General features: G+C 64.8%; 11 protein-coding genes. 6 read left to right on the top strand and 5 right to left on the bottom strand.

Annotated features, from left to right (window positions below; all coding sequences use genetic code 11):
• Positions 1-144 precede the first annotated feature (144 nt).
• Complete coding sequence (locus ASE95_RS05700) at positions 145-3,114, bottom strand: TonB-dependent receptor (RefSeq protein ID WP_162234665.1); 2,970 nt, start codon at positions 3,112-3,114, stop codon at positions 145-147.
• Positions 3,115-3,340: 226 nt separating this feature from the next.
• Between ASE95_RS05700 and ASE95_RS05705 the strand changes: the two genes are divergently transcribed.
• Positions 3,341-4,891, top strand: coding sequence for a tryptophan halogenase family protein (locus tag ASE95_RS05705; protein ID WP_056632547.1), 1,551 nt, complete (start codon positions 3,341-3,343; stop codon positions 4,889-4,891).
• A gap of 69 nt (positions 4,892-4,960) precedes the next feature.
• Here the strand turns inward: ASE95_RS05705 and ASE95_RS05710 are convergent, their stop codons facing one another.
• From ASE95_RS05710 to ASE95_RS05720, 3 genes are all read right to left on the bottom strand, one after another.
• Positions 4,961-6,622 carry a DUF5597 domain-containing protein gene (locus ASE95_RS05710; protein ID WP_156347889.1) on the bottom strand — a complete coding sequence of 554 codons (1,662 nt, stop codon included), beginning with the start codon at positions 6,620-6,622 and terminating at the stop codon, positions 4,961-4,963.
• A 492-nt stretch (positions 6,623-7,114) separates the two neighbouring features.
• Positions 7,115-8,566: a PepSY domain-containing protein gene (locus ASE95_RS05715; protein WP_200918742.1), complete on the bottom strand. Its 1,452-nt coding sequence runs from the start codon at positions 8,564-8,566 to the stop codon at positions 7,115-7,117.
• Positions 8,553-10,943, bottom strand: coding sequence for a TonB-dependent receptor (locus ASE95_RS05720; protein ID WP_235528200.1), 2,391 nt, complete (start codon positions 10,941-10,943; stop codon positions 8,553-8,555). The genes ASE95_RS05715 and ASE95_RS05720 overlap by 14 nt, the downstream gene beginning before the upstream one ends.
• Positions 10,944-10,970: 27 nt before the next feature.
• Between ASE95_RS05720 and ASE95_RS05725 the strand changes: the two genes are divergently transcribed.
• Complete coding sequence (locus ASE95_RS05725; protein ID WP_200918744.1) at positions 10,971-11,750, top strand: UTRA domain-containing protein; 780 nt, start codon at positions 10,971-10,973, stop codon at positions 11,748-11,750.
• A gap of 60 nt (positions 11,751-11,810) precedes the next feature.
• On the opposite strand, the gene ASE95_RS05730 is transcribed toward ASE95_RS05725, so the two are convergent.
• Positions 11,811-13,154: a formimidoylglutamate deiminase gene (locus ASE95_RS05730; RefSeq protein ID WP_056632556.1), complete on the bottom strand. Its 1,344-nt coding sequence runs from the start codon at positions 13,152-13,154 to the stop codon at positions 11,811-11,813.
• A gap of 72 nt (positions 13,155-13,226) precedes the next feature.
• Here ASE95_RS05730 and hutI point away from each other — a divergent pair, with 72 nt between their 5' ends.
• The 4 genes from hutI to hutU are packed head-to-tail and all read left to right on the top strand — an operon-like array spanning position 13,227 to position 18,386.
• Positions 13,227-14,423 carry an imidazolonepropionase gene (gene hutI / locus ASE95_RS05735; RefSeq protein WP_056632559.1) on the top strand — a complete coding sequence of 399 codons (1,197 nt, stop codon included), beginning with the start codon at positions 13,227-13,229 and terminating at the stop codon, positions 14,421-14,423.
• Positions 14,420-15,940: a histidine ammonia-lyase gene (hutH, locus tag ASE95_RS05740; protein WP_056632562.1), complete on the top strand. Its 1,521-nt coding sequence runs from the start codon at positions 14,420-14,422 to the stop codon at positions 15,938-15,940. Before hutI ends, hutH begins: the two co-directional genes overlap by 4 nt.
• Positions 15,937-16,734 (top strand): N-formylglutamate deformylase, encoded by a 798-nt coding sequence (gene hutG, locus ASE95_RS05745; protein WP_056632566.1) that lies wholly within the window; start codon positions 15,937-15,939, stop codon positions 16,732-16,734. The genes hutH and hutG overlap by 4 nt, the downstream gene beginning before the upstream one ends.
• Positions 16,731-18,386 (top strand): urocanate hydratase, encoded by a 1,656-nt coding sequence (gene hutU / locus ASE95_RS05750; RefSeq protein WP_056632568.1) that lies wholly within the window; start codon positions 16,731-16,733, stop codon positions 18,384-18,386. Before hutG ends, hutU begins: the two co-directional genes overlap by 4 nt.
• The last annotated feature ends 19 nt before the right edge of the window (positions 18,387-18,405 follow it).

Below are 18,405 nucleotides of genomic sequence, written 5' to 3' on the forward strand. Positions count from 1 at the left end.
ATCCCGGGCTGGACCGGAACGCCCCGCTTTGCGTTCGCCATCACGCGCAATGCGGCATCACCAAAAAAACCCGCCCGTCCGGTGGAAAACCGGGCCGACGGGCGGGCAGGAGGAACAGTGCGGCGGAGTGAACCGCCGCCCCGGTCAGTTGCGCATCCGGAACGAGATGCCGAAGCGGCGATCGTTCAGTTCGAAGTTGCGCGGATTGCCCGGATAATATTGGTAGCTGTCGAAGCGCGATCTGGTCAGATTGATCGCGTCGATCGTCACGGACACCTTCGGCGTGAAGTTATAGCCGATCGACGCGTCGAGTTGACCGTAGGCCCGATTGTAGATCGGGACGCCGCCGGTGCCGTTGCTGGCTGGATCGAACAGGTAGCTGCTGCGCCAGTTATAGGCCGCGCGGGCGGTGAAGCCGTACTTCTCGTACAGGCCGACCAGATTGTAGCTCCACTTTGACAGACCCTGCAGCGCAGTCGGCACCTGATCGCCGTTCAGTAACGTGCCGGTCACGCCGGGAGCGCTGCTGTCGACATAGGTGACGTTCGCCTGCGCACCGATGCCGGACAGCGGGCCGGGCAGGAAGTCGAAGAAGGTGTTGCCGCCGATCTCGAACCCCTTAACCTCTCCACGCGCGCCGTTGACGAACGCGGTGTACCGGAAGGTCTGGGGCGCCTGCCCGGGCACGTCGATCTGCTGGTTGAACACCTGCGAAGTCGTGAAGTTCGTCAGCTTCTTGTAGAATGCGGTCCCGTAGAAGAAGGTGGTCGGCGCGACGTTCCATTCCAACGCGAGATCAGCCTGATCGACGGTCAGCGGCTTGAGCGACGGATTGCCGCCCGACCCGGTGTTCGTCCCGTTCGGCTGATAACCGATCACGGTCGAGCCATCCAGCAGCTGCACATAGCCGACCGAGAACTGCCGGTTCGGATTGAGCTGCGAGAACTCGGGGCGCGACAGCCCCTTCGACGCGCCCAGGCGCAGTTGCAACCGCTCGGTCAAATGCGCGCGCAGATTGATGCTTGGCAGCACCTTCGTATACGATTGATCCACCGCATACGGCTGATCCAGCGTCACCTGCTGCGAATCCGCGCCAAGCGTCGGGCGGTAGTTGAGCCGGGTGGTACCCGCCGCGTCGTTTTCGGTCTTAACGAAGCGCACTGCGATGTTGCCGTCGATCGGCAGCCCCGCATCGACCTTGAAATAGGCGGCGAGATAGCCGGCATAGGTCTTTTCGCGCTGCGTGTTGATGTCCTGCGGAGCGAAGGTGGTGATCGGACGGCCGCCGATCGTGCGGAACGCCGCGGCCGCATCATCGAACAGCCGAGCCGAGGCATAGGGAACCGGCCCGATGATCGCGCCGCCATTACCATCGAACAGCGCGCCGTACGGCGACACCTGTCCCAGCGCGATGGGATTGGCGAGGTTCAACGGCGTGCCGTCCGCGTTGGTGGGCGACGCGGACGTCCAATTGTATGGCGTGCTGCGATTGATCGCCTCGCGATCGGTGTAGCGGATGCCACCCTGGATCGAGGTCAGGATGCTGTCGTCGAAATCCCATTCCAGGTCGAGCCGCGCCGCCTTCTGCGTGGCGACGCTGTCCTCCAGATGGTCCATGATCGCAGCGAAACGATAGGCGGCAGGGTCGGAGATGGAGCCGGTGCCCGGCGCGCTCTGGAACGAAATGGCTGGCAAGTCGCCGCTCAGGTCGATCGTGTATCCGGCCAGATCCTTCTGCGCGAAGGCGGTGTAGCTGGATACTTCCGCCGTCGCCCGCTCGTATTGCAGGTCGAGGTTGACGTGCAGGCGGTCGGTCGGCTGCCACTTCACCCCGCCGGCGTAGTCGGTGGTCTTGGTGCGCGAGAAGGCGACCTGGGTGTTGTTCTGCACGTTCAGCGCCGTGTTCACATACGGCGGCACCGAATAGGCGGGCGTGAAGCCGTTGAACCCACCCGACACGAAGCGCCCGTCATCGAAGCGGAACCCGCCGGCATTCGGCTGGAAGTTGCTCAGGAAATCCGGGCTGGTCCCATTCGTGACGAAGCTGGAATAGTTCGGGGTGTACAGGTCGTAGTTCGACTGGAAAAAAGTACCGTAGAACTGGAGGTTGGTCGTCGGCTCCCATTGCGCGGCGGCATAATAGCCGCGCCGCTTGCGGCTGCCTTCGGTGACCTGAATGCCTGCACCGACCGGCATCGACACCGTCTGACCAGCAGAGCCAGGAACGCCCGTGACCGGAACATAGGGCTCGATCGTCGCCTGGTCACGCCGGAACGCGGATTCGTAATATGCGACGTCGAACAGGATACCGAAGTCGCCGATAGCGGTATCATTCCACGTCTTGCTGACCAACGCCGACCCGTTGAAGCGCGCATCGTCCGACAGGTCGAAGTAATTGGCACCCATGTTCGCCGAAAGTACGAAGCCCTTTTCGTCGAACGGCATCCGCGTGCGCAGGTTCACCAGGCCGCCGATGCCGCCCTCGATCTCCTTGGCCGACGGGTTCTTGTAGACATCCACGCCCGCCAGCAGCTCCGACGGAACGTCCTCGAAGCTCAGCGAGCGACCGCCGCTGCCGCCGAACACGTCGCGGCCGTTCAGCTGCGTCTTTACCAGCGTCAGACCGCGGATGGCGATGCCCGAGCCTTCGCCATAATTGCGGCTGATCTGGATGCCCGACACGCGCTGCAATGCCTCTGCCACGTTCTTGTCGGGCAGCTTGCCAATGTCGGTCGCGGTGATCGAATCCACGAACTGATCCGAATTGAATTTAAGTGCCTGCGCGGTGGCCAGACTCTGCCGGAGACCGGTGACGACGATGTCCGTTGCACCATCGTCCTGCGGGCCGGCACCCTGCTCGACCGTGGCAGCGTCGGCCGGCGCGACGGCGGCCACCGTGCCACTGGCGTCACGCGGCAGCGATCCGGCGGCAGGCGTCCCCTGCTGCGCGGCCGGCGAGCCGCTCCGCTCCGATTGTGCGGGGGCACCGGTGCCGGGCTTGCCTGCATCCTGCGCCCAAGCCGGTGCGGCGACGAGCGCGAGCGTCAACAGCGACGCACCGGCGGTTGCGGCACGGACGCGGCGCCGGAGCGATATAGGCGTATCGATATGCATCATTCTTCCCCAAGGTTCCGGATCGCGCCGGCGGCGTCGCAAGGGGGAACGATCGCAAGCCCAAGGGGCTTGCCTCATCCTCTCCGACACCGGCCCGGCAGCGCTTTGACGCGATCGCCCGGAATGATGTTATCGGTACCTTTGCGAAAAAAGAGCGTCAATCCGGATAATTACTATTAATATGCCTTATCGGTGCGATGGTGCTTTCGCACCACAGTGGAAGAGGATGAGCGTGTCGTTGAAGTTTGCCGCCGAGCCGATCCGCTCTATCATCGTCGTCGGTGGCGGCACCGCCGGGTGGATGACGGCCGCCGCGCTCGCCCGTTCGCTTGGCCCCCAACGCCCGTCCATCACGCTGGTTGAATCGGATGCATTGGGGACGGTCGGCGTAGGCGAGGCGACGATCCCGCCGATACGCGAGATGAACCGGCTGCTCGGGATCGACGAGGATGCGTTCGTGCGCGCGACGGCGGCGACCTTCAAGCTGGGCATCGCGTTCGAAGACTGGCGCGCGATCGGCCACCGCTATTTCCATCCATTCGGACGAATCGGCGCCGCGATCGGCCCGTTGCCGTTCCATCATTACTGGCAAGCACTGGCGGCGGCCAACCCGTCTGCGGCGGGCGCGTTGACCGACTATAGCTTGCCCGCGGCCGCGGCGACCGCGGGCGTATTCTGTCGACCGAGCGACGATCCGCGCAGCACCCTGTCGACGATCAGCTATGCGTTTCACTTCGATGCGGGCCGCTACGCCAGGCTGCTGCGGCAGCGTGCGGAGGCTGACGGCGTGGTGCGGCACGAGGGCCGGATCGTCGCGGTCGAGCGTGGGGACGGCGGCCATCCTGCCGGGCCGATGGTCCGCGCGATCCGGCTCGCGGACGGTGGCGAACTGGCTGCGGACCTGTTCATCGACTGCTCGGGGTTCACCGGGCTGCTGATCGGCGATGCCGCGGACAACCCCTATCAGGACTGGCGGGAGTGGCTGCCGTGCGACAGCGCATTGGCGATGCCGACCGCGCGCACCGCCGAACCGTTGCCCTATACCCGTTCGATCGCGGAGGCGGCGGGATGGCAATGGCGCATCCCGCTCCAGCACCGCATGGGCAACGGCCATGTCTTCGCCAGCGCGTTCGTCGACCGCGAGGCGGCGGAGCGTGTGCTGCGCGACAGCGTCGACGGCAAACCGCTCGCCGAACCCAAGCTGCTACGCTTCACGCCGGGGCGACGGTCGCGCGCGTGGTCGGGCAACGTCGTGGCGATCGGTTTGGCCGCCGGCTTCCTGGAGCCGCTCGAATCGACCAGCATCCATCTGGTCCAGTCGGCGATCACTCGGCTGCTGGCGCTCTGGCCGGACCGGGCGTTAGCCCCCCCGGACATCGCCTATTTCAACCGCGCTACTGCGAGCGAGTACGAGCGGATCCGCGATTTCCTGATCCTTCATTACCATGCGACGCAGCGCGACGATTCCGCATTCTGGAACCACGTCCGTACGACGGCGATCCCGGATACGCTCGCCAGCCGCCTTGAGCTGTACCGCAGCCGCGGGCGCTTCTTTCCCGAGGCGTTCGACCTGTTCATGGAGCCGAGCTGGATCGCGGTGCTCGACGGTCAGGGTATCCGGCCTGAACGGCCCGACCCGCTGGCGACGGGTGCGATCGATACGCTGGCCGACGTGCTGCCGCGGATGCGCGCCGCCATCACGCGCGCCGTGGCGGCGATGCCGCGCCACGGCGACTTCGTCGCAGGTCTCAGGGACGACCCGGCGGACGGCGTCTGACGGCGCCCGCCTTCGTCGTCGGTAACGTAGCAGGTCGGCGAACGGGATCTTGCCCGACCGCCGCATCAGCTATCGATAACGGCCCATCGTCACCTTCAGAATGGCCGGGCGGTCGATCAGGTTGATGCCGTAATCGGTCTGGTCGCCGTTCCAGACCCGATCCATGACCCAGCGGCCATCGGTGAAATGCCCCTCCTCCACCTTCACGACCATGCCGTTTGGCGGACCGCCCGCGCGCGTGGCGAACGACAGCCGGACGTGATCGCCGGTAAACAGGAACTCGTCAGGCGACAGCTGCGCCACCGCGACACCGCCGATCGGCTCCTTCGCCCACGGCGCCGGTTCCGACTTCAGCCACGTCCAGTCCTTCATGCCGAACTGCCACTCACCCCAACTGGCCGTGATGGTCCAGTCGCCCATGGTCGTGGAGACCGCCGCACCGTCGTCGGGCTTCGCCGTGCCCCACGTCGGATGCTCGAAGGCGATGCGCGCCCACTCGCGCTGCATCCCCGCGAACACGCCGTATGGCAAGGCGAAGGCATCGAGCGTCTCCGCATCCAGTGCCTGCGCACCGAGGGGATAGTTGAAGAAGCCGGTGTCATCCATGCCGAACGGCGAAAAGCCGATCGCGCCGCGACCGACCGCCGCGTAGAAATAGCGCGCGAAGGTGCGTGCATTGCCGATCTCGGGCACCATCAGCGCGTTGTCCGGCCGGCGATAGGCATCCAGGTACAGATCGACGTTCTTGCTGACCTTGTCATAAAGGTCTGGCGCGGCGAAGTCGATCGACGGCGCGGCGGCTTTCCAGATGTCGAGCACGTCCTGCTGTGGCCCGCCGCTGGCGACACCGGTCGGGTCGGGCACGTTCGACGGCCCGGCCAGTGATGCGTTGACGTACATGGGCAGCGGCTTCACCGCCTTGCCCGCCGCGGCGATCGCATCGATGTAGCGTGCGGTGTACCAGGTGTTGAACGCACGGTCGGCCTGCCCCGCGAATACCTCCGTCCAGTTTCCCGATTTGCCGATCGCGCGCGCCAGCGCGGGCGGGATCGGACGCGCGAACTCGGCGTTGGCGGCGGCACTGTAATCGCGTGGGTTGCGATAGCTGCCGACCTCGTTCTCCGGCTGTACCAGGATCACGGTGTTTTGCGGATCGTGGTCGCGCAGATACGTCATCAGCGCCACGAAGGCGCGCTTGTCCGCGTCGCGCGTCGTCTCCGCCATCGGCGTCAGAACGTAATGGTCCTTGCCGCTCTTGTCCTTCATGCGCGGAAAGCGCCGGTTGTTGAGCTTCACCCAATCGGGCGTATAGCTGGGGGACGTGTTCTTCCAGGTGCCGAACCATAGCAGCACGACCCGCTTGTCATGCGTGCGCGCCTGGTCGAGCAGCTTCTGGACGAAGCCGAAGTCGAACTGCCCCTCGCGCGGTTCGATCTGCTGCCAGGCGACGGGTATCTCCACCGTGTTTGCATGGATGCGGTCGAGCATCGGCCATACCTTCGGCAGCGACACCGCGTAATTGCTGCTGTTGTTGACCTGCCCCGCCAGCATCAGGAACGGAGCGCCATCCACGATCAGGGCATGGCGGCCGTTGCGGCGTTGCAGATACGGCACCTGGGTCTTCGTCGCGCCCACAGCGGCCTGAGACGGTGCCTGCGACAACGGCCGGGCGAAAGCCGGCGCCACATTGATCAGGAGCGCGGCTGCCGCGATCGTACGTGTTAGCGTCATTCTACCTCTCTTGCGCCGCCAGCGCAGCGTTTCAAACGGCGGGACCCGAGGTCCACCCTTCATCGCTGCGGACGACCGTCATCGTCGCCCGCCTTCTCCTTGCGTCATCGTAGGGAGCGCTAACAAGTGATTTCAACTCTTTACCGGTAACAATGAGCGTCCGCGACCGCCTGCGTCATGAGCACGGACATGTTCGCCGCATGGCCGTTCCGCGCCTGGTGCTCGCCGGACTACGCTCTCGCGCCACCTCATGAAGCAAATTTCATCCTCCATCCCTGACGCCGCCGACTGACGATATCCCGATCCCGACATCGTGAAAACCGCCCGTTGCACACGGGCGGCAAACCTGTGCCACGATGGGGACGGTAATCGATGCCGATCCTGACCGATCGCATCGACGATCACTTGCCCTGGGGCGAGGAAGGTCGATGTCGATGTCGATGACATCGCCTTCACCTCGACGCCTCTTATGGCCTTACCTCCTTTGGTCGATCAGAAGCTCTTGCGGATGCGTTGCACGCCGAGAACGACGCCGGTGATGCTGAACAGGAAACCGAAAACCATCGGTATCAGCACCAGCGTCTGCCGCAGGACCGGTCGTGTGGTCAGCCCCGGAAAATTGAAGGTGTGAAGTGCGTAATAAATCCAGGCGTAGCTTGCCCGGCTATTGCCCATCACCGTCAGCAACCGCCCGTCAACGCCATCGACATAGACATCTGGCTGCCCCTCGCCAGCGAGCGCCACGCGCAACGCCGTCCGGGGCCATCCTTCCGCCGAGGCGTAGGTCGCGCTGGCGTCGATCGGCTCGACGCTGACATTCGTCGCGCCTGAAAATGCACGCATGACGGCGTCCCCTATCAGACGGCGGACGACCGCCGGGGCAACAGGTGCATAGTCGGCATCGTAGTTCACCACGGTCCCATCCTGCTGCCAGACACCGATCAGGCAACGGCCGCCGACCATCGAAAAGTCGACTTCTCCGGTGCCTGTGGGAAGAGCCGCAGGAACTGATGCCGGAAGCGATGCCGACAACCGAGCACCGGCATATCTGATCGCCTGAGCGGCGGTCGGCTGGCCGCGCGAGAACAACCGGCCATGATCCATCGACAGCCATCCGCTCAACATCCAGCTCAGGACGAAGGCGCTGGCGAACAAGCCCAGAAGGTGGTGCCACCGCATCCACCGCATCCGATAGAAGGTCAGCGACGGCGTGCGCTGACGTCGAGCCGCCATCATCCGGACAATCCCGAGAATCGTCCCCGCGACCGCCACCATGAGCGCGACGAACGACACGATCCAGATCGTTCGGTCCCACGCCGTGAAGCTGGACCGCAACGGCGTGAAATAGGCCCAGTGCAGGACGGCGCCCACCCAGTTCCAGCCGCGGTCTGAGGCGTTGGTCCGCTGAACCAGCTCGCCGGTTCTGGCCGATACATACAGGCTGGTCCGCGCGTCGTCGGCTTCATCCAGACGATAGAAAGGGCGCAGCGGATCGAACCGATTATGGACGACCCACTGGTCATAGGTGAACAGCGCCGACATGGTCGCGCCGGCCGTCGCGGTTCCGGACGTTGCCACCGCAGCGGGCCCAAGGTCGCCGAGTTGCCGGCCCGACCGCGCATCGATCGCGATTGTCCCGGCATCCGTAGTCGCGATGTAAGCTGGCGAGCCGCCGCGCTGGACCAGCCGCAACGCCGTTATCGGCCGACCAGCAGCGTTCGACGCTGCCCTGGGGGTCACAGTCACTGCGGCAAGGTCGATCGGTGCCTGAAGCCTCAACTGCTCAATCCGCGACAGCGATGGAAACGGCTTGAACAGCAGCACGGCACCACTTGCAAACCAAAGCGCGAACACCAGGCAGGTTACCACGCCAAGCCAGCGGTGGAACCAGACCAGCTTTCCTGTCGCCTGCTTCGTCCATGATCTCGACTTAAAGACGGGCAAGAATGCTCACCTCGAACCGGCGCGGCTCACCGAGCATGACCTGTGCCGGATAATAGATGTCCGCCCACTGGACGAATGTCCTGTTCCAGACATTGTTTACTCGTCCGGTTAGCGACAGGGTGGGCGAAAGCACGTAGGTCGCATAGACGATCCCCGTTGCATACGGTTTCAACACCAGATTGTTGGCGGTATTACCGAAACGTCTGCCGACATATTTTACGCCGCCGCCTGCTTCCAACGGCAGACCGCCAATGCGTTGCACCGTCGTCCAGAAATTGCCGACCCATTGCGGCACATTGGGCGGCGTGTTGCCCGAAGCGGCGATACCATAGTTCGGATCGACGAAATCACCATATGCTGCATCGACGTAGGTGCCACTCGCGGTTACCGCCCAGGCCGGGGTCACCCGCATTTCGCCCGACAGTTCGATCCCGCGTGATTTCTGGCTGCCGACGTTGCTGACGGTGTCGATCGCGACCTGGGTGAGGATATTCTCGCGTTTGATATCGTAGGCCGCGAAGGTGACCGAGCCGCGGCCGTTCATCAGATCGGCTTTCACGCCCGCCTCAAGCTGACGCGATGAACTCAACCCGAAGTTCTGCCCGGCGTTGACCAGGAAGATATTGGCGCCGACAGGGTCCTTGCCGGTGCTGTACGACGCATAAGCGGTGACGCCCGGCACGATATCGTAAGTCAGGCCCGCACGCCAGTTGAACAGCTTGTAGGTACGAGTGAAGCTCGTCCCTTCATCGAAGCTGCCATCGACATTGAAGTTCTCGCGCGTCAGATAGAGCCGCTCGGCGCGTAATCCCGTTACCAGCTTCAGCGTCGCCGTCAGATTGAGCGCGTCCTCGACGAACAGCGCCGCTTGATCCCAGCGGGTTGGACTGACCCGCGAAACGATCGGTCCGAAGTTTCCGCGAGCGGGCATGAACGGATCAACGCTGTCGCCATCCGGGAAACCGCGGCTGCGGATGAAGTCGAGGTGGCTGTAATCGATGCCGGCGACCAGCTTGTTGTCGAAGCCGAACAACTTATGCCTGAACGCGACGGAGAGCTGGTCGCCGATCAGATCCTGGTCGTGGAAGACGAAGAACCGGTCGCGATCGATTTGGTTGGTCGCTCTATCGAAGACGTAGTTCTCGGCGTTGACCCATTGCCGTTCGGCGTGAAATGCATACGCGGTGTTGATGACTGTTACGGCGGCTGAAGGCGACCAGGTGACCACCGTCCGCGGCCAAACCTGCCAGCTTTTTGCGCGGTTATCGGCGACATTGTAGTTCTTGAATCGCAAGCGTTCGTCGATGACGAAGCCGCTGGCGGCCGAGAGAATGCCCTTGATCGGGTCGGCTGCGTAGGAGGAAGGGACGAGCGGCGTGCCGTAGTACGTCGACAGATTGTCGCGCAGGTAATCCACGCTCACGTCGATCGACAGATTGTCCCTCGGTTTGAACACCACCGCGCCGGTCACGTTCAGCGAGTTTGATCCGGCGTCGTCGACATAGCCGCTCGTACGATGATAGCTCCCATCGAGCCGGCTGGCGACGCTCTCGCTGAACACGTGATTGCCGCCAAGACCCATGCTCGCGGTGTCGAAAGACGCATAGGACGCCAGCGCCTGGAGGCTATCGCCGGCGAAGTCGGGCGATTTGTTGACGATGTTGACCGCGCCCCCGACAGCACCCTGGCCGTAAAGAACAGATGCAGGCCCCTTGAGCACGTCGATGCTGTGGATATTGAAGGTATTGCCGGGGCGATTGATCATGTTTGCGGGCCCGAAATACAGCCCGTTGTGCAACACCGTGATCTGTTCGCCCGTGAAACCGCGCATTGAGAACAGCGAGGGGTCGCCGGGCGAACCACCCGAGATGACGCCCGGCAGGCTGACGGTGGCCTCCTCGACGGTTCGGAAACCGCGGGTCAGGATCTCGTCGGTGCCGATCTGGTCGATCGTTGCGGGCGTTTCCCGGATCGATAGCCCGAGGCGACTAGCTGTCGAGGCGCCGACGTCAAGCTGGCGCAAGCGCCAGCCGGTGACGGTAATATCTTTTTCCTGCGCGATGGGATACGCCCTCGTCACACTGTCTTCCGGCGCGGGAGGAGAGAGATCCTGGGAAAAAGCAGGCACCGCCCACGCGCCTGCCAACGCGACCAGCGACGTCGGGATCAGCAATTCCGATAGCGCAACCCGCATTGTCCGAACCCTTCGAAAGATCGAATATTCCCTCTCCACGCTGATTTTGGTTGGCGTATTCAGATCAAGCTGACGTGCGTCAGCAAATGCGTCAAGAGTGCAGCACACCGCCTTGACGAGTACCGCTGACGTTTGCCGATCGTAGTGCGATAGGGCGGCATGTTCGACGATTTGAAAGGCCAATATTCATGACATTCATCCGGAATCCCGATGCGGGCTGAAGCGGCGACCCCACGGGCAGCGCCCGTCGTCGACGAACAGGTTCGGGTGCCGCCGCTCGATGGTGACGGGCCGATGTGGTTGCAGATTCGCCGTTCGATGGCGCTGGCGATCTTGACCGGAGACTGGCCGGCAGGAACGCGAGTGCCCGCAGAGATGGCGCTGACGGACCATTACGCCACATCGCGAATGACAGTGAACAAGGCGATCCAGAGCCTTGCGTCGGAGGGATTGGTCGAGCGCCGTCCGAAAACCGGCACCGTGGTGACGTCGCGCGCGCGCGAACGGCCTGTCATGGAAATCTGGGATGCGGCCGATATCGTACGCCGGGAAGGGCGACAGTACGGCTACCGGTTCCTGTCGTGCGAAATGTTGACGGACGACGCGCCCGAACGCGCCGACTTGCCGACAGAACCGTCTGTGCCGATGATGCGGATGCTCTGCCTTCACCTATCCGATGGCCGCCCCTTCCAGCTTGAGGAACGGCTCATCAATGTCGAGGCTGCGCCACGCATCACCCGCCAACCGCTCGAAAATGTGAGTCCGGGATCGTGGCTGCTTGCCAACGTGCCGTGGACCGACGCGCGGCACCGCATTTCGGCGCGCGGTGCGACCGAGGCCGTCGCCGCACATCTGGCGATCGAACCGGGGGAGGCTTGCCTGGTGGTCGAGCGCCGAACCTGGAACGATACGGTGCCCGTCACGATGGGCCGCTTCTGGTATCCCGGCGACGATCATCAACTGGAAGGGCAGTTCCGCCCCTCGTGGTGACACTCACCGGATCACCGGCAGCGCCGCGGCGAGCGATAATGCGAATGCCTCGATCGTCGATCAGAATATCAATCGATCGATGACGGTCGCGAAGCGCGCCTCGATCCGGGCACGATCGTGATGACGGCCGTCCGCAACGACCTTCCGTCCGGAGCGCCATACCGCCTCCACTGTCGGCCCACCACCCGCGAATATCCAGCGGTCCAGAACGCGGTCGCCCGACCCGACCATGTCTTTCGACAGAGCGACGATATCAGCGGGCGCTCCCTCCACGAGCGCACCTGTGCAGCCAAGGGCCCGGCCACCACCGTCGAGCATCGTTTCGATCAATGACCGTCCGACCGAACTCCCCGGCAGGGCAAGCACGGTACGTCGCTTCTTCACCAATCGCTGGCCGTATTCGAGCAACCGCATCTCTTCGGCAGCGTCGATGCGTACGTTCGAATCACTACCGATGCCGAAGCGGCCGCCGGCCATGAAATAGTCGTCCGCCGGGAAGATGCCGTCACCCAGATTGGCCTCGGTGACGGGACAAAGGCCGACGATCGCACCGCGGGCGATGATGGCCCTCTGCTCGTCCGGATCGATATGCGTGGCGTGCACCAGACACCAGCGTCCATCGACCGATGCGTGATCCATCAACCATGCAACCGGGCGCTGGCCGGACCATGCCACACAATCGGCAACCTCCTTGACCTGCTCGGCGACATGGATGTGGATCGGCTCCGACGGTGCCATGGCTTCCAGCACCGACAATTGGGCGGGCGTTACCGCTCGCAAGGAGTGCGGCGCGATCCCGACGACGGCATCCAGCAGGCAGGCGACGGTGTGGCGGCTTGCGTCCACCAAAGCCGCGAAATCGTCGATGCTGTTCACGAAGCGGCGCTGACCAACACTGGGCGCGAGAGCGCCGAAACCGGCATGTGCATAAAAGACCGGTAACAGCGTCAGTGCGATCCCCGTCTGCGCAGCCGCGGCAGCGATCGCCGCTGCCATCTCCGCCGGATCGTCATAGGTTCGTCCGGACGGTTGATGGTGGAGGTAGTGGAACTCACCGACGCGCGTGAAACCCGCCTCCAGCATCTCGACGAATGCCATGGCAGCGATCGCGGCGACGTCGTCGGGCGTCAGCGTCCCGACCAGACGGTACATCAGCTCGCGCCAGCTCCAGAAATCATCATGCGCCGGGCCGCTCCGCGACTCCGTCAGCCCCGCCATCAATCGCTGGAAGCTGTGGCTGTGGAGATTGGGCAGGCCGGGAAGCGCCGTGGCATATCGTGGTTCGTCGGCCGCCGGGACGGTGCCCGCGAGGACGCTTGCGAAGCGACCATCTACGATCGAGAGCCGAACGTCCTTTGCCCAGCCTCCGGGCAGCAAGGCCTGTCTGAACCAGATCGTCTGCATCCGTCCCTCCAACAGGACTGGACAGTAAAACCGGTCCGTGTATTTGTATATACAAATAGCGGGGGCCATCACATGCGCTGCGATACCATCTGGCGAAATGCACGGCTGGCGACGATGATGGGCGACGGGCTTGGCATTGTCGAGCATGGCGTGATCGCCGCAACGGCGGGCCGGATCGCTTATGCAGGGCCGGCTGCGGACGCCCCGTCACTGGTCGCAGCGGACGATGTCGATTGCGACGGACGCTGGATCACCCCGGGACTGATCGACTGCCACACGCATCTCGTCCACGCCGGCAACAGGGCGGGCGAGTTCGCCGCGCGGCTGGCCGGCGCCAGCTACGAAGAAATCGCCCGGGCGGGTGGTGGAATCGTCTCGACGATGCGCGCGACGCGCGACGCGAGCGAGGATGGGTTGGTCGCGGAGACCTTACCGCGGCTCGATGCGCTGATCCGGGAAGGTGTCACCACGGTCGAGATCAAGTCAGGCTATGGCTTGACCGTCGATCACGAGGCCAAGATGCTGCGGGCGGCGCGTCGTCTCTCGCACATACGAGACATGCGTGTCGCGACGACGTTCCTCGGCGCGCACGCGCTGCCCCCCGAATATGCCGACGATGCCGACGGCTATATCGACAGCGTCTGTGCGCAGATCCCTGCCCTCGCTTCGACCGGCCTGGTCGACGCCGTGGACGCCTTCTGCGAGGGGATCGGCTTCCTTCCCGCGCAAGTTGATCGCGTCCTCGCCGCGGCGCGCGCCGCAGGGCTGCCGGTGAAGCTGCACGCCGAGCAACTGTCGGCGCTTGGCGGGGCGACGCTGGCAGCGCGTCACAGCGCCTTGTCGGCCGACCATCTCGAGCACGCGACCGATGCCGATGTGGCGGCGATGGCGGCGGCCGGAACGATCGCGGTGCTGCTGCCCGGTGCCTTTTACTTCATGCGCGAGACGCAAATGCCACCGATCGCGGCCTTGCGCGCTGCCGGCGTCCCGATCGCGCTGGCGACCGACTGCAACCCCGGCACGTCACCGCTGACCTCGCCGCTGCTGGTGATGAACATGGCCGCGACCTTCTTTCGCCTGACCGTCGAGGAAGCCCTGCGCGGCCTGACCGTAAACGCCGCCCGCGCGCTCGGCCTCCGCCCCGAGATCGGCACGCTGGAGGCCGGCAAGGCGTGCGACCTCGCCATCTGGGACGTCCTGGACCTCGCCGAGCTGGTTTACCGGATCGGCTTCAACCCTCTCCACTCCCGCATCAGGAACGGTCGATGATCCTCCATCCCGGCACCATCGCGTATGACCAGTGGCTGGCCATCTATCGCGGCGCGGCTCCCCGGCTCGATCCGGCCTGCGCGTCCGGGATCGCTGCCAGCGTCGCGGCGGTCGCGCGGATCGTCGCACGTGGTGAGCCGGTCTACGGCATCAACACCGGTTTTGGAAAACTGGCGAGCGTTCGCATCGACGCGTCCGACCTCGCCACCCTCCAGCGCAACATCGTGCTCAGCCATGCGGCGGGGGTGGGCGAAGCGATGCCGGTGCCGGTCGCCCGACTGATGATGGCGCTGAAACTCGCCAGCCTTGCACAGGGCGCATCCGGCGTGCAGCCGGCGACCATCGCGCTGATCGAGGCGATGCTGGCGCGCGGCCTGACGCCGGTGGTTCCGGCGCAGGGCTCGGTCGGGGCAAGTGGCGACCTCGCTCCCCTCGCCCACATGACGGCTGCGATGATCGGCGTGGGCGAGATGATCGTCGACGGCAATGCGGTTCCGTCCATGCGGGCGCTGGAAGATGCCGGTCTCGCACCGCTGGTGCTGGGCCCGAAGGAGGGACTCGCGCTGCTCAACGGCACGCAGTTCAGCACCGCCTATGCCTTGGCCGGTCTGTTCGAGGCAGAGCGGCTGTATCGATCAGCGCTTGTCACCGGCATCGTATCGACAGAGGCCGCGAAGGGCTCCGATGCACCGTTCGATCCACGCATCCACGCGCTTCGCGGTCATCGCGGGCAGATCGATACTGCCGATGCCCTGCGCGCGATGATGGCGGGGTCGGCGATCCGCGCGTCGCACCGCGAGAACGACGTCCGCGTGCAGGACCCTTATTGCTTGCGCTGCCAGCCCCAGGTGATGGGCGCGATCCTCGACCTCCTCCGCCAGGCTGCCGCGACGCTCGTCACGGAGGCGAACGGGGTCAGCGACAATCCACTGATCTTCCCGGAAACCGACGAGGCTCTTTCAGGCGGCAACTTCCACGCCGAGCCGGTCGCCTTCGCCGCCGACATGATCGCAATGGCGCTGTGCGAAATCGGCAGCCTGTCGGAACGCCGTATCGCGATGCTGGTGGACCCGGCGCTCTCGGGGCTGCCGGCGTTCCTGACGCCCAGGCCGGGCCTCAACTCCGGTTTCATGATCCCGCAGGTAACCGCCGCCGCGCTGGTCAGCGAAAACAAGCAGCGCGCCTTCCCCGCCTCGGTCGATTCCATCCCTACGTCCGCCAATCAGGAGGACCACGTATCGATGGCAGCGCACGGCGCGCGCCGTTTGATCGCGATGGCTGCCAACGTCGACGCGGTGATCGGCATCGAACTGCTTGCGGCTACGCAAGGATGTGACTTCCACGCGCCGCTCACGTCGAGCGCACCCGTGGAGCGCGTTCGAGCGCTGCTCCGCGCGCAGGTGTCGACGCTGCTCGACGACCGCCACATGGCCCCCGACATGGCGGTGGCCACGGCACTGGTGGTCGAGGGCGCGCTGTTGACGGAAGTCGGCGCGCTGCCCGGGCTGGCCGCATGACTGCTGACTGGTTGCATGTCACGCGGGCCGACACGCCGTTGATCCTTGCCATGCCACATGGCGGAACGGCGCTGCCGACCGGCGGTTTTCGATCGGACTGGCTGGCTCGCCGCGACACGGATTGGCATATCGCCGATCTGTATGCGGAGTTGGCCAATGCGACGATCGTGGCGACCGACATCTCGCGCAGTGTCATCGATGTGAACCGCGATCCCTCCGGCGTGTCGCTCTACCCGGGGGAGGCGACGACGGAGCTTTGCCCGACGACCACATTCGACGGCGATCCGCTATACGGAGACGCTCCGCCTCACGCGGACGAGATCGCGCGACGCCGGACGCTCTATTTCGATCCTTACCATGCGGCGCTGGCTGGCGAGATCGCGCGGCTGCGCAAGCGCCACGACCACGTCGTCGTCTACGACTGCCATTCGATTCGCAGCCGGATACCGCGCTTGTTCGAGGGCAATCTGCCCGAACTGAACATCGGCACCAACAACGGCGCCACCTGCGCTCCCGCGCTCCGCGATGCGGTGGCGGAAGTCACGGCGAGTTCAGGCCGCAGCTACATCGTAGATGGCCGGTTTCGTGGCGGCTGGACCACGCGCCACTATGGCCGCCCAGATGCCGGTGTCCACGCGATCCAGATGGAGACGGCCATCCGCGCCTATCTTCGCGAGCCGGTGGGCGACGTGACCCCGGCCACGTGGCCGCCCGTCTTCGATCCCGCCTATGCCGTCTCGTTGCGCGAAACGCTGAGCCCGATCCTGTCCGTATGTCTGGAGTTCGCCCGATGATCCGCATCGATCCCAACCGTGTCATCGGCGCCGCCACCGGAACGACGCTGACCGCGAAAAGCTGGCTGACCGAAGCGCCCCTGCGGATGCTGATGAACAATCTTCACCCCGACGTCGCCGAGCGTCCGGAAGAGCTCGTCGTCTATGGAGGCATCGGCCGCGCGGCGCGCGACTGGGAAAGCTATGACCGCATCGTCACGGCATTGCGTGCGCTAGCCGACGACCAGACGCTGCTGGTGCAATCGGGCAAGCCAGTCGGCGTATTTCGCACGCATCCCGATGCACCGCGCGTGCTGATCGCCAATTCGAACCTTGTGCCGAAATGGGCGAACTGGGAACATTTCGACGAACTCGATCGCAAGGGTCTGGCAATGTACGGCCAGATGACTGCGGGATCGTGGATCTACATCGGCACGCAGGGCATCGTGCAGGGAACGTACGAGACATTCGTCGAGATGGGGCGCCAGCATTACGGTGGCGATTTGTCCGGACGGTGGCTGCTGACCGCCGGCCTTGGCGGAATGGGGGGGGCGCAGCCGCTCGCCGCGGTGATGGCGGGCGCGTCGTGCCTTGCGATCGAATGCCAGCAGAGCCGGATCGAAATGCGGCTGCGCACCGGCTATCTCGACCGCGCCACCGATAGCCTCGAAGAGGCGCTGGACATCGTGACCAGCGCGACGACGCCGGTTTCCGTGGGCCTACTCGGCAACGCCGCCGAGCTTCTGCCCGAGATGTTCGCCCGTGGCGTGCGGCCCGATCTGCTGACGGACCAGACCAGCGCGCATGATCCGGTCAACGGCTACCTTCCCGCCGGCTGGAGCGTCGAGCGCTGGGTGGCCAGCCGCGAACAGGATCCGGCCGGGGTGGCTGCGGCGGCCAAGGCGTCGATGGCGCGCCACGTCAAGGCGATGCTCGATTTCCAGGCGGCAGGCGTGCCGACGGTCGACTACGGCAACAACATTCGTCAGGTCGCGAAGGACGCGGGCGTGACCGACGCCTTCGCCTTCCCGGGGTTCGTCCCGGCCTACATCCGCCCGCTCTTCTGCCGCGGAATCGGCCCGTTCCGCTGGGTCGCCCTGTCCGGCGATCCGGAGGACATCTACAGGACCGACGCAAAGGTGAAGGAACTGCTGCCCGACAACCCTGCCCTCCATCGTTGGCTCGACATGGCGCGTGAGAAGATCCGGTTCCAGGGCCTGCCGGCGCGGATATGCTGGGTGGGACTCGGCGATCGCCATCGTTTGGGTCTCGCGTTCAACGACATGGTGGCACGTGGCGAATTGAAGGCGCCGGTCGTGATCGGCCGCGACCATCTCGACAGCGGCTCCGTCGCCTCGCCCAATCGCGAGACCGAAGCGATGCGCGACGGATCGGATGCGGTGAGCGACTGGCCATTGCTGAATGCGCTGCTGAACACCGCGAGCGGCGCGACCTGGGTGTCGCTGCATCATGGCGGTGGCGTCGGCATGGGTTACTCCCAACATTCCGGAATGGTGATCGTCGCCGACGGCACGGCCGCCGCCGCACGGCGGCTGGAGCGCGTGTTGTGGAACGACCCGGCCACCGGCGTCATGCGCCACGCCGATGCGGGCTATCCGCTCGCGCTGGACTGCGCACGCGAAAGGAGCCTCGATCTGCCGGGTATATTGTGACCCCGTCTATCGTCCGGTA

This window comes from Sphingomonas sp. Leaf231, from assembly GCF_001421995.1.
In the GTDB taxonomy this organism is placed as follows: Bacteria; Pseudomonadota; Alphaproteobacteria; order Sphingomonadales; family Sphingomonadaceae; genus Sphingomonas.